Here is a 12,699-nt window from a genome sequence, read left to right on the forward strand (position 1 = left end):
ATCGCGGCTAATACCTCGCGGCCCAACAGACATGGCTGCTCCTCTTCAATCACTGACTGACTCACAACCAGCCTGACGTAGAGGGTGTTCTGACGGACCCTCTCGCAGATCCCGGGGTATCACGGCCAACCCTCTCCCACCACCCGCACCGCCCGGCCACGCCGGCCAGGCACCCAACCCAACCACCGCCGTCGAACTCCCCCTACATTATGGAGCGTTGGTGGGGGAGGAGCGTCCGCTGCTCAGGGATTTCCCCCGAGCGGAGCGGACCGGAAGGTGGCCGTGCCCAAACGCCGAGTTGGGTTCGAGGTCCTTGTGAGGCTTGCCACGGCAGCGGCTCATGGGGCCGGGGCAGTTAGTTCGTGAGCGGTGACTCGCCTAGAATTGCATGAGATGTACGGACTTCGAAGCGCTTTATTTCGGGTTGCGTAGGATAACGAAACACGGATAAGAGCGGCTGCGATTGCGCCAGTGGTCGGCTCACAACAGGAGGAATCCAACATGGCTGAGCACAACGGCGGAAATCGAAGCGGAAAAGACCGCGGCAGTTCCGGAAGCGGCCGGCCCTCGGGCGGCGGCCCCTTCCGCCCATCGAATAACTCAGGGGGCGACCCCCGCGGATTCCGTGCCAGGGATGACCGTGGTGAGCGTCCGTCGCGCGAGGGTGGTGGAGAGCGCCGCAGCTTTGGCGCAGGCGACCGTGACCGTAAGCCTTTCGGTGCCGGCGGCGATCGTGACCGGAAGCCCTTTGGCGAGCGTCCGTCGCGCGAAGGTGGCGGAGAGCGCCGCAGCTTCGGTGCCGGTGGTGGTGACCGTGACCGCAAGCCGTTCGGCGAGCGTCCGTCGCGCGAAGGTGGCGGGGAACGCCGCAGCTTTGGTGCCGGTGGTGGTGACCGTGATCGTAAGCCCTTTGGCGAGCGTCCGTCGCGCGAAGGTGGCGGGGAACGCCGCAGCTTTGGTGGTGGTGACCGTGATCGTAAGCCCTTTGGCGCGGGCGACCGTGACCGCAAACCGTTCGGCGATCGTCCACGCCGTGAAGGCGACGGGGAACGCCGCAGCTTTGGCGCCGGTGACCGTGATCGTAAGCCGTTTGGTGCCGGTGGTGGCGACCGTGACCGCAAGCCGTTCGGCGATCGTCCGCGCCGTGAAGGCGACGGGGAACGCCGCAGCTTTGGTGGTGGCGACCGTGACCGTAAGCCTTTCGGTGACCGTCCGCGCCGTGAAGGCGACGGCGAACGCCGCAGCTTTGGTGGCGGCGACAACCGCAAGCCGTTCGGCGACCGCCAGGAACGCGCTCCCAGGAGCTTTGACCGAAGCGAATCAGGCCCCCGCGACTTCGGACGCGACCGCCCCGAGGACCGCCCTGCACGCGTGCCCAACGCCCGCGACCTGCGCAGCGCCAACCGTCCGGACCGTGAGCGTTCTCCCCAGATCGACGAGGACGTCACGGGCCAGGAGCTGGACCGCGCCACCAAGCACGAGATCAAGACCCTCGAACCCAAGAGCGCTGAGTGGGTCGCACGCCACCTGGTGATGGCCGGCCGCCTCATTGACGAAGAACCGGAGCTTGCCTTCCAGCATGCCCTGGCCGCCAGCCGGCGCGGCGGACGCCTGTCCGCAGTGCGCGAGGCAGTTGGCCTGACCGCCTACGCCGCAGGCCACTACGGTGAAGCCCTCCGAGAGTTCCGCACCTACCGCCGGATCAGCGGCTCCAACGTCCACCTGCCCGTGATGGCGGACTGCGAACGCGGCCTGGGACGTCCGGACCGTGCCCTTGATGTGGCGCGCTCGGAGGAAGCCAACGACCTCGACGCACCCGGCAAGGTTGAACTGGCCATCGTGGCTGCCGGCGCCCGTACCGACCTTGGCCAGCTCGACGCTGCCGTGGCCGAACTGGAAATCGCCCAGTTGGATATCAACCGGGCCTTCTCCTACAGCCCCCGGCTGTTCCGCGCTTATGCCGATGCTCTCGCGGCAGTGGGCCGCACGGAGGAATCCGCAAAGTGGCAGCGCCAGGCCGTTGTGGCCGAGAACGCCCTCGGCCTTTGCGAGGATGAGGAACCGGACATCATCGACCTCGGCTGGGACGAGGAAGAAGAAGCCCGCGAAGAAGAAGCACGGCGCCGCCTGCTTGCCCAGCAGCAGGCCGACAGCGCTCCGGCCGCAGCGCCCGGCGTTCGTGACGAGAGCCAGTCGGCCGTCGTCGAGGCTGCGGCCTCGGACGCTGCCGCATCAGATGCAGCTGCCCTGGACGAAGGCTCCGACGATGCAGAAGGTGACTACTTCGAATCCGACGACGCTGAATCGGACCAGGACTCCGTCGAAGCGGACGAACTCGAAGACGGCACCACCGAAGACGCCGCCGAAGACAACGCCTACGATGCCGGGGATGCCGATACCGCAAACCCGGACCGCGAAAGGGAATAACTGCCCATGAGCGGTGCTTCATTGATCTCCAGGTTCGACGCCCTGCTGTCGGACCTTGACGGAGTCGTCTACGCTGGTCCCCACGCCATTCCGGGAGCCGTCGAGGCCCTGCGGCAACTGGCAGGTATCGACGTCGGACTTGGCTACGTGACCAACAACGCCTCCCGGACGCCCGCGCAGGTGGCAGCCCACTTGCGCGAGCTTGGCGCTCCCGCCGAAGACGAGCAGGTGGTCAGTTCCTCGCAGGCTGCCGGCGAGCTGCTCGCCGGCCTCCTTCCCCCCGGCGCAAACGTCCTGGTGACAGGGAGCCCGGCACTGGCGCATGAGGTGGAACTGGTGGGACTGACCCCGGTCCACAGCGCCAAGGACAATCCAGTGGCCGTGGTCCAGGGATTCAATCCCGAGATCGGCTGGAAGGACCTCGCCGAGGCATCGTATGTCATCGCCGGTGGCGCCCTCTGGGTTGCCACCAACACGGACATGTCCATCCCGCAGGCCCGTGGCATTGCTCCGGGCAACGGAACCCTGGTGGCTGCCGTTGCGGCGGCCACCGGACAGCGGCCCCTGGTGGCCGGAAAGCCGGAGGCTCCGCTGTTCCGCACGGCCGCCAAGCGGCTGACCTCCGACCGGCCGCTCGTCGTCGGCGACCGGCTGGACACGGACATCCTCGGGGGGAACAACGCCGGCTTCGCCACCGTGGCAGTGCTCACCGGCGTCGACACCAGGGAATCGATCCTCGCCGCCCGCACGGCCGAGCGGCCGGACTACCTCATCAATGACCTCAGCGATCTGTACCGCCCGTACCCCGCGGTGGAAGAGCACGACGGCGGCACGTTCCGCTGCGGTGCGGCCTCCGCGGTCGTACGGGGAGAAGCGGTCCACATCAGCGGGCTTCCCGGTGACCTGGACTCGTGGCGTGCGGCCTGCTCGGCGTGGTGGACGGCAAATCCACAGGAAGACGCTCCGCTGGCACCGGCCATCGAATGGCTGACGCACTAAGACGACTCACTAGACTGGGAACATGACCGAGCTGAACAACATTCCGGACGTCGGCAGCGGCGTGAGCCCGGTCGGAGACTCTGCCGTCGACGCCGTCCTGGACCGCCTGGCCGGCATTCCGGGCCTGCCCGTTGCAGCGCACGCCGAAGCGTATTCCGCCCTCCACGATGCACTGCTGGACGCACTCAACGATGACGACCCGTCGGCTGAAGGCGACGCCTGAGGATGGCAAGGCTTGATCAAATGCTCGTCACCCGCGGGCTGGCGAGGTCCCGCACCCATGCCGCGCGCCTGATTGCCGAAGGCAAAGTCAGTTCAGACGGAACAGTTCTGGCCAAAGCCTCCGTCCAGGTGGACGATCTCACGCCCCTGGATGTTGCCCAGGACGGGCAGGACACGTACGTCAGCCGGGCCGGCCACAAACTGGCCGGGGCCCTGGACGCCTTCCCGGACGTCACTGCGGAAGGAAAGCGCTGCCTGGACGCCGGAGCCTCCACCGGCGGCTTCACTGAGGTCCTGCTGAGGCGCGGTGCGGACCATGTGGTGGCGGTCGACGTCGGACACGGCCAGCTGGTTCCCCAGCTCAGGAGCGACCCCCGCGTGTCCGTGCACGAAGGTCTCAACGTGCGCTACATGGCGCCGGACGCGATCGGCGGTCCCGCGGCGCTGACGGTTGCTGACCTGTCGTTCATCTCGTTGACCCTGGTCCTGGTGCCGCTGGCGGCATGCACGCATCCCGGCGGCGACCTGGTCCTGATGGTCAAGCCGCAGTTCGAGATCGGCAAGGACCGGCTGGGCCGCACGGGCGTGGTGAATTCCGAGCGTGAACGCAGGATGGCGGTGGAAAAAGTCGCCAATGCGGCGCTGGACGCCGGGCTTGAACTGCGCGGCCTCGCGGCGAGCCCCCTCCCCGGCCAGGACGGAAACGTCGAATACTTCCTGTGGATAAAGCGCAGGATCACCTCAGACTTGCCTAAGATCGAAGAGCGGGACGCAGCCCTTGCTGCGTTGCTCGGAACAATCTGGCCGAACCACTAGAAAGCGGAACCCGATGAGCAGGCGTGTACTGGTCCTTGCCCACACCGGCCGCGAGGAATCACTGAAGGCTGCCTGGGAGGCATGCATCCAACTGCATGCTTCAGGCATTGTTCCCGTGATGCAAAAATCCGAACTCGAAGACATGGAAGGCTTTTTCGGCCGGCTCGATGACCCCGTGGAGATCCTCCATGACCACATCCAGCTCGCCGACGTCGAGCTTGTCATGGTCCTCGGCGGTGACGGCACCATCCTCCGTGCCGCCGAGCTGGTCCGGGAAGTGGACGTGCCGCTGCTGGGCGTCAATCTGGGCCATGTGGGCTTCCTCGCCGAGAGCGAGCGGGCCGACCTTGCCCAGACCGTGGAATGGATCGCCAGCCGCGACTACACGGTGGAAGAGCGGATGACCATCGACGTCCAGGTCTGGGTCCGCGGACAGAAGATCTGGCACACATGGGCGCTGAACGAGGCCGCCATCGAGAAGGGCAACCGGGAACGGATGCTTGAGGTGGTCACGGAAGTGGACGAGCGTCCGCTGACCTCCTTCGGCTGTGACGGCGTGGTGATGGCAACGCCCACCGGCTCCACGGCCTATGCCTTCTCCGCCGGCGGTCCGGTGGTGTGGCCTGAGGTGGAGGCCCTGGTGATCGTTCCCATCAGTGCCCACGCGCTCTTCGCCAAGCCCCTGGTGGTCTCACCCCGGTCCAGGCTGGCCGTGGAGGTCCTGAACCGGACCGATGCCCAGGGTGTGCTCTGGTGTGACGGCCGCCGTTCCGTTGACCTGCCGCCGGGCGCACGCGTGGAAGTAACCCGCTCGGCCACGCCGGTGCGGCTCGCACGGACGCACCAGACACCGTTTTCAGCGAGGCTGGTCCGGAAGTTCCAGCTTCCCATTCACGGCTGGCGCGGGCCCATGCCCCAGTCCGAATCCATCCACACCGGGCCCGTGCCCATCATCCGTACCCCCAGGCCGATGGTGCCGCCTGCGGGTCCCCGGCACACCGGGACGTCCGAGACTGATCCGACGACTGCGAAGTGAATCATGCTTGAAGAACTGAGAATCCGCGACCTCGGCGTCATCACCGACGCAACCCTCCCGCTCGGCCCTGGCCTCAGCGTGGTGACCGGCGAGACCGGCGCCGGCAAGACCATGGTCGTCACCGCCGTCGGGCTCCTGCTGGGTGCCCGCTCCGATGCTGGCGCGGTCCGCAGCGGCGCGAAGAGCGCCTCGGCGGAGGCCGTCCTGAAGCTGGACGCAGGCCACGCCGCCGTGCACCGGGCCCGGGAAGCCGGCGCCGACGTTGAAGAGTTCGACGGCGGCGCCGAACTGATCCTTGCCCGTCGCCTGGGGGCGGACGGACGCAGCCGTGCGTACCTTGGCGGGCGCGCCGCCCCGGTGGGGGTCCTCGCGGAGATCGGCGAAAGCCTGGTGGTGGTCCACGGCCAGTCGGACCAGATCAGGCTTAAGGGGGCAGTTGCCCAGCGGGGCGCCCTCGACAAGTTCGCCGGCGACGCCCTGGCAGGCCCCCTGGACACGTATCAGTCGCTGTACAGCCACTGGAAGGCCAGCCAGGCGGAGCTGGACACGCTGCGCGGTGCTGCACGGGACAGGCTCCGGGAAGCGGAATCGCTGCAGATTGCCCTGGCGGAGATCGATGACGTGGATCCGCAGCCGGGCGAGGACGAGTCCCTCAAAGCGGAGGCCGTGAAACTGGCCAACGTGGAAGAACTCAGGATTGCGGCAAATACCGCGCACCAGGCGCTCATCGCGGAGGACTATGGCGACGAGGGCGACGCCACCACCCTGGTGGACGCGGCGAAACGGACCCTCGAACATGTGGCCGAGCACGACGCCGAACTCGGGGCGGCAGCCGCCCGCCTCGCGGAGGTCGGTTTCCTGCTGAACGACATCGCCACGGAACTGGCAAGCTACCAGGCAGGGCTGGATTCAGAGGGGCCGGAACGGCTCGCGGAAATCGAGGACCGGCGGGCTGCCCTGGCCAAGCTGGTCCGAAAATATGCCCCCAGCATCGACGAGGTCCTGGTATGGGCGGAGAATGCACGCGTCCGGTTCGACGAACTCCAGGACGACTCCACCCGGATCGAGGCGCTGGACGCGGAGGTTGCCCGGACCGAGGCTGAGCTGAAGAAAGAGGCTGCGGCCATCAGCAAGGTCCGCGGCAAGGCCGCCAAGGACCTCTCGGCACGGGTCAGCGCCGAGCTGAAGGCCCTGGCCATGGCCGATGCGACCCTGGTGATCACCATCGAACCTGCCGCCCAGCTGATGCCGTACGGCGCGGATGAGATCTCGTTCCTGCTCCAGCCCCATTCCGGTGCACCGGCGCGGCCGCTGGGCAAGGGTGCCTCCGGCGGCGAGCTTTCCCGCGTGATGCTGGCCATTGAAGTGGTGCTGGCGGCTGTGGATCCGGTGCCCACTTTTGTGTTCGACGAAGTGGACGCCGGCGTGGGCGGGCGGGCCGCCGTCGAGATCGGCCGACGGCTGGCCATGCTGGCACAGCACGTGCAGGTCCTGGTGGTCACGCACCTGCCGCAGGTGGCCGCGTTCGCGGACCAGCACATCACCGTCACCAAAACATCGGTCAGAGGGGCTGACGGCGGCACCGCCACCGGGTTCACCTCAAGCGACGTGCGGCTGCTCGACGGCCCCGAAAGGGTCAAGGAGCTGGCCCGGATGCTCGCCGGCCAGGAGGATTCCGAGACGGCCCAGGCCCACGCCCAGGAGCTTCTGGACGACGCCAAGCTGCTGCCGCAACGGGCCTGAGAACACTGCGAGACTGGTCACATCCGCCGGACCGGTCAAGCACCCGGAAGCCGCCGTCCCCTGAGCAGGCTTGATCAGGAGGGGACAGCGGGGGAGACTGAAGCATTTGGGGAATCCGATTTTCGACCCGTGGAAGGCTCAATTGATGATAGGCTCGAATTCCGTGGTGCAGCGATCAAATTCCCGTGTAAATTCCCGGTTCCCGGGCTCGTCCAAGACGACCAAACACATCTTCGTCACCGGCGGTGTGGCGTCCTCGCTAGGCAAGGGACTGACGGCTTCGAGCCTCGGCCACCTGCTGCGGGCACGCGGTTTGTCTGTAACAATGCAGAAGCTCGATCCCTACCTGAATGTGGATCCGGGCACGATGAACCCCTTCCAGCACGGCGAAGTCTTCGTCACTGACGACGGCGCCGAGACTGACCTGGACGTCGGCCACTACGAGCGCTTCCTCGATGAAAACCTCGAAGGGTCGGCCAACGTCACGACCGGCCAGGTCTACTCCACGGTTATCGCCAAGGAACGCCGCGGCGAGTACCTCGGCGACACCGTCCAGGTCATCCCCCACATCACCGATGAGATCAAGCGCCGGATGCGCCTTCCTGCCGAAGGCAAGAATGCGCCGGACGTTATCATCACCGAGATCGGCGGAACCGTCGGCGACATCGAGTCGCAGCCCTTCCTCGAGTCCGCCCGCCAGGTCCGCCAGGACATCGGCCGCGGCAACGTCTTCTTCCTGCACGTGTCCCTGGTCCCGTACATTGGGCCGTCCCAGGAACTGAAGACCAAGCCGACGCAGCACTCCGTTGCCGCGCTGCGCTCCATCGGCATTCAGCCCGAGGCGATCGTGATCCGTTCGGACCGCGAAGTCCCGCAGGCCATGCGCGACAAGATCGGCCGCATGTGCGACGTCGACATCGACGCCGTGATCGGCTGCCCGGACGCCCCGAGCATCTACGACATTCCCAAGACCCTGCACTCCCAGGGCCTGGACTCCTACATCGTCCGTGCACTGGACCTGCCGTTCAAGGACGTTGACTGGACCAGCTGGGACAGGCTGCTCGAAGCGGTCCACAACCCCAAGCACGAGGTGGAAATCGCCCTGGTGGGCAAGTACATCGACCTGCCGGACGCCTACCTCTCCGTCACCGAGGCCCTGCGCGCCGGCGGTTTCGCCAACGACACCAAGGTGAAGATCCGCTGGGTCCCCTCGGACGAATGCGAAACGCACGAAGGCGCCGTCAACTCCCTGGACGGCGTGGACGCCATCTGCGTGCCCGGCGGCTTCGGCATCCGCGGCCTCGAAGGCAAACTGGGCGCCCTGAAGTACGCCCGCGAAACCAAGCTGCCGGTCCTGGGCCTGTGCCTGGGCCTCCAGTGCATGGTCATCGAATACGCCCGGAACGTGGTGGGCCTCGAGGGCGCATCGTCCAGCGAATTCGAACCGGACTCCAAGTACCCGGTCATCGCCACCATGGAAGAGCAGCTGGACATCGTGGACGGCAAGGGCGACCTTGGCGGCACCATGCGCCTTGGCCTCTACGAAGCCAAGCTGGACGAAGGCTCCGTCATCGCCGAGACCTACGGGACCACGAAGGTCAGCGAACGCCACCGCCACCGCTACGAGGTCAACAATAAGTACCGCGACCAGATTGCGGCGAAGGGGCTCGTGTTCTCCGGAACCTCCCCGGACGGCAAGCTGGTGGAGTACGTGGAGCTTCCCCGCGACGTCCACCCGTACTATGTGGCAACGCAGGCGCACCCCGAGCTCAGCTCACGCCCCACTCGGCCGCATCCCTTGTTCGCGGGCCTGGTCAAGGCTGCGCTGGATCACCAGAAGGGCGGGGACCTGCTTCCCGTCGCTAACAGCGCGGAAACGAAGAGTGCGGAAGTAACCAGTGCGGAAGCACCGGCTGGGGCCGGCGGCTCCGCCCGCAAGGTTTCGGCCAAGTAGTCACCAACTAGATCAAAGGACGGCGCGATGCCCGGTATGTCTGAAACCCCCAATGCTGCACGGCAGGTTTCGGATGCGCCGAGCCCGCGCCGTCTTTTGTCGTCCCGGAAGGTGTACGAAGGCCGCATCTGGGACGTTGTCAGCGACAGCTTCCAGCTCAGCGAACACGGCGACGAGCTGGTCCGCGATTACATCGACCATCCGGGCGCGGTGGCCGTCCTGCCCATGAACGAAGCCGGCGAGGTGCTGCTGATGAAGCAGTACCGGCATCCCGTGGGCATGGACCTGTGGGAGATCCCGGCCGGGCTGCTGGACGTTGAGGGTGAGGACTTCGTCGTCGGCGCCGCCCGGGAGCTGGCCGAGGAAGCGGACCTGGTAGCCGGGACCTGGAATGTGCTGGCGGACTTCTTCAACTCGCCCGGATCCTCAAGCGAGGCCATCCGCATCTACCTCGCCCGGGACCTCAGCGATGTTCCCGATCACGAACTGCATGTCCGCACGGATGAGGAAGCGGAGATCGAACTGCACTGGACGCCGCTGGAGGACGCGGTCGCTGCAGTCCTGGAGGGCCGGCTGCACAACCCGTCCGCCGTCGTCGGAATTCTTGCCGCAGCGGCGGCCCGCGCAGATGGCTTCGAGCACCTGCGCCCGGGGAACGCACCCTGGCCCGCCCATCCCAGCCAGCGCTGATGGGCAGCACGGTCACTCCCGCGCCGGAACGTGCCGGTGCCGAACAGGCGCAGGCGGCGTCCGGCGCGGAAGCGGCCGTCCGGCCGCGCAACGCCATCGACCGGGCAGTGGGCGACTACCTCCAACACATGGGCGTGGAGCGGGGGCTTGCAGCGAACACGCTGTCCGCCTACCGCCGCGACCTGTCCCGCTATGCCAACTACCTCGCGGCGTGCGGCCCGGACCGGCCGGGTGACGTCACCCGCCGGCACGTCACCGGGTTCGTGCAGGCATTGTCCGACGGTTCCGACGGCGGGACTGCCCTCGGTGTCAGGTCTGCGGCGCGGACGGTCGTGGCGGTCCGCGGGCTCCATAAGTTCTGGGCACTTGAGGGAATCACGACGGCGGATCCCGCCAGCGACGTCCACCCGCCCATGCCGGGCAAGCGCCTGCCCAAGGCGATCAGCGTCGATGAAGTCACCAGGATCCTGGAAGCGGCCGGCACGGACACGGCAACAGGCCTGAGGGACCGGGCCCTGCTGGAATTCCTCTACTCCACCGGCGCCCGCATCAGCGAGGCGGTGGGCCTGGATGTGGACGACATATCGCTGCAATCGGAGCTGGCCGGCCCGGCGATTGTCCGGCTGTTCGGCAAGGGATCCAAGGAACGCCTGGTGCCGCTGGGGTCCTACGGCGCACGTGCCCTTGACGCGTACCTGGTGCGCGGGCGGCCTTTGCTTGCCGCCAAGGGCAAGGGCACGCCGGCGCTCTTCCTGAACGCCCGCGGCGGCCGGATCAGCCGGCAGAGCGCCTGGACCATCCTCAAGGCAGCCGCGGACAAAGCCAACATCACCAAGGACGTCTCGCCCCATACCCTGCGGCACTCCTTTGCCACCCACCTCCTGGAAGGCGGCGCGGACGTCCGTGTGGTCCAGGAACTCCTGGGCCACGCCTCTGTGACCACCACGCAGGTCTACACGCTGGTCACGGCCGATACCTTGCGGGAGATCTACGCCGCCGCCCACCCGCGGGCGCTGGGCTGACCTCTCAGGTCAACAACGCTAGTCTGGGTCCATGACTTCGACCCCCGTAACACTCTGCTTCCTGCTCCGGGACCGGCCTGACGGGGGAACGGATGTGCTGCTCGGCCTCAAGAAGACCGGCTTCGGCAGGGGCAAGATCGTGGGGCTGGGCGGTCACGTGGAGCCGGGAGAGAGCCACGCCGAGGCGGCCTGCCGGGAGGTCCAGGAAGAGTCCGGCGTCGTCGTGCTCGAGCGGGATCTGCACCCTGCCGGCGTTGTGGAGTTTGTCTTCCCCCACCGGCCGGAGTGGAACATGCACACCACCTTGTTTACCGCCCGCCGGTGGCACGGCGAACCGGCGGAAAGTCCGGAGATAGAACCCGAATGGTTTGATGCGCTGTCGCTGCCGGTGGACCGCATGTGGCAGGACGCGGACCACTGGCTGCCGCCGGTGCTGGAAGGCGGGACCGTGGACATCCTGGTCACCCTCAACGCCGACAACGAGACGGTGGCGTCTTCAGTGAGCGTCCTGCGGAACCTGTGAGCATGACGCACGACGGCGGCCGGTCACCTGAAAAGTGACCGGCCGCCGTCTTGCGCTCCCAAAGTCCTGCGCACGCAGTCCTGGGGAAAGGACCTGAGGGCCTAGGAAAGGTGCCGCTCTTCCACGCCGTTGTACTCGCTCAACGGACGGATCAGCGAGTTCGAATCCAGCTGCTCCATGATGTGCGCAGTCCAGCCGGTGATTCGGCTGGCAACGAACAGGGGAGTGAACGTATCAGTGTCGAAGCCCATGAGGTGGTAGGTGGGGCCGGTGGGGTAGTCGAGGTTCGGCTTGATTCCCTTGGCCTTGTCCATTGCGGTCTCCAGCCCGTTGTAGAGGCCCAGGAGTTCCGGACGGCCGTAGTGCGCGATCATCTTGTCCAGCGCGGCCTTCATGGTGGGGACGCGCGAGTCGCCGTGCTTGTAGACACGGTGGCCGAAGCCCATGACCTTCTTCTTCTGGGCCAGGGCGTCCTCCATCCAGGCCTTGGCCCGGGCGGCGGCTTCTTCCAGGGATTCCTCCGGCCGGATGCCGATTTCGTCGAAGGTGTGCATCACAGCTTCGTTGGCACCACCATGGAGTGTTCCCTTGAGGGCGCCGATGGCGCCGGTCACTGCCGAATGCAGGTCCGACAGGGTGGACGTGATCACGCGGGCCGTGAACGTGGACGCGTTGAAGGAGTGCTCGGCGTACAGAATCATGGAGACATTGAACGCGTCGACCACTTCGGGGACAGCCTCCTCGCCGAACGTCATCCAGAGGAAGTTGGCGTCATAGCCCACGTCATCGCGGGGCTCCACCAGCTCCAGGCCGTGGCGGCGGCGCTGGTCATACGCTACGACGGCCGGCATCGCGGCGAACAGATCCATAGCCTTGGCCAGATTGGCTTCCCGGGAGGAATCCTCGGCGAGCGGGTGCCGTGCGCCCATGACCGATGCAGCAGTCCGGCAGACGTCCATCGGGTGGGACGTGATGGGCAGCGCGTCGATCACCTGCTTGACCACCGGATCCAAAGCGCGGCCGGCACGTTCCTTGGCCGTGAACTCGGCCAGCTGCTCCGGCGTGGGCAGTTCACCGTTCCAGAGCAGGTAAGCCACTTCCTCGAAGCTGCACTTGGCTGCAAGTTCCTGCACCGGGTAGCCGCGGTACAGCAGCGAGTTGGTGTCGGGGTTGACCTTGGACACCGCGGTGTAGTCCACCACGACGCCGGCGAGGCCCTTTTTGATCTCATTTTCAGCCATGCTGAAACTCCTTCGTTCCTTATGCT

General features: G+C 66.7%; 11 protein-coding genes. 10 read left to right on the forward strand and 1 reads right to left on the reverse strand.

The window, feature by feature from the left end; genetic code table 11:
* Window positions 1-501 precede the first annotated feature (501 nt).
* From PV761_RS13270 to PV761_RS13315, 10 genes are all read left to right on the forward strand, one after another.
* Entirely contained in the window at window positions 502-2,427 is a 1,926-nt protein-coding gene (locus PV761_RS13270) for a hypothetical protein (RefSeq protein WP_347897385.1), read from the forward strand.
* 6 nt (window positions 2,428-2,433) lie between these two features.
* The gene (locus PV761_RS13275; protein ID WP_347897387.1) at window positions 2,434-3,426 is read left to right on the forward strand and encodes an HAD-IIA family hydrolase; all 993 of its coding nucleotides are present in this window, start codon (window positions 2,434-2,436) and stop codon (window positions 3,424-3,426) included.
* Between the two features lie 22 nt (window positions 3,427-3,448).
* Window positions 3,449-3,649: a hypothetical protein gene (locus PV761_RS13280; RefSeq protein ID WP_347897389.1), complete on the forward strand. Its 201-nt coding sequence runs from the start codon at window positions 3,449-3,451 to the stop codon at window positions 3,647-3,649.
* Window positions 3,650-3,651: 2 nt separating this feature from the next.
* On the forward strand, window positions 3,652-4,464 hold the full coding sequence (locus PV761_RS13285) for a TlyA family RNA methyltransferase (protein WP_347897391.1): 813 nt from the start codon (window positions 3,652-3,654) through the stop codon (window positions 4,462-4,464).
* Between the two features lie 13 nt (window positions 4,465-4,477).
* Window positions 4,478-5,500, forward strand: a complete 1,023-nt coding sequence (locus PV761_RS13290; RefSeq protein ID WP_028271682.1) for an NAD kinase — start codon at window positions 4,478-4,480, stop codon at window positions 5,498-5,500.
* A gap of 3 nt (window positions 5,501-5,503) precedes the next feature.
* Window positions 5,504-7,243 (forward strand): DNA repair protein RecN, encoded by a 1,740-nt coding sequence (gene recN, locus PV761_RS13295; RefSeq protein ID WP_347897393.1) that lies wholly within the window; start codon window positions 5,504-5,506, stop codon window positions 7,241-7,243.
* Between the two features lie 145 nt (window positions 7,244-7,388).
* Window positions 7,389-9,197 carry a CTP synthase gene (locus PV761_RS13300; protein ID WP_347897395.1) on the forward strand — a complete coding sequence of 603 codons (1,809 nt, stop codon included), beginning with the start codon at window positions 7,389-7,391 and terminating at the stop codon, window positions 9,195-9,197.
* 27 nt (window positions 9,198-9,224) lie between these two features.
* Entirely contained in the window at window positions 9,225-9,887 is a 663-nt protein-coding gene (locus PV761_RS13305) for an NUDIX hydrolase (RefSeq protein ID WP_028271685.1), read from the forward strand.
* Window positions 9,887-10,909 carry a site-specific tyrosine recombinase XerD gene (gene xerD / locus PV761_RS13310; RefSeq protein ID WP_347897397.1) on the forward strand — a complete coding sequence of 341 codons (1,023 nt, stop codon included), beginning with the start codon at window positions 9,887-9,889 and terminating at the stop codon, window positions 10,907-10,909. The genes PV761_RS13305 and xerD overlap by 1 nt, the downstream gene beginning before the upstream one ends.
* Window positions 10,910-10,940: 31 nt before the next feature.
* Window positions 10,941-11,432 carry an 8-oxo-dGTP diphosphatase gene (locus PV761_RS13315; protein WP_028271689.1) on the forward strand — a complete coding sequence of 164 codons (492 nt, stop codon included), beginning with the start codon at window positions 10,941-10,943 and terminating at the stop codon, window positions 11,430-11,432.
* Window positions 11,433-11,533: 101 nt separating this feature from the next.
* Here PV761_RS13315 and PV761_RS13320 read toward each other — a convergent pair whose 3' ends face one another.
* On the reverse strand, window positions 11,534-12,673 hold the full coding sequence (locus PV761_RS13320) for a bifunctional 2-methylcitrate synthase/citrate synthase (RefSeq protein WP_347897399.1): 1,140 nt from the start codon (window positions 12,671-12,673) through the stop codon (window positions 11,534-11,536).
* Window positions 12,674-12,699: the final 26 nt, after the last annotated feature.

The organism is Arthrobacter sp. CC3 (assembly GCF_039907775.1).
Lineage (GTDB): Bacteria > Actinomycetota > Actinomycetes > Actinomycetales > Micrococcaceae > Arthrobacter.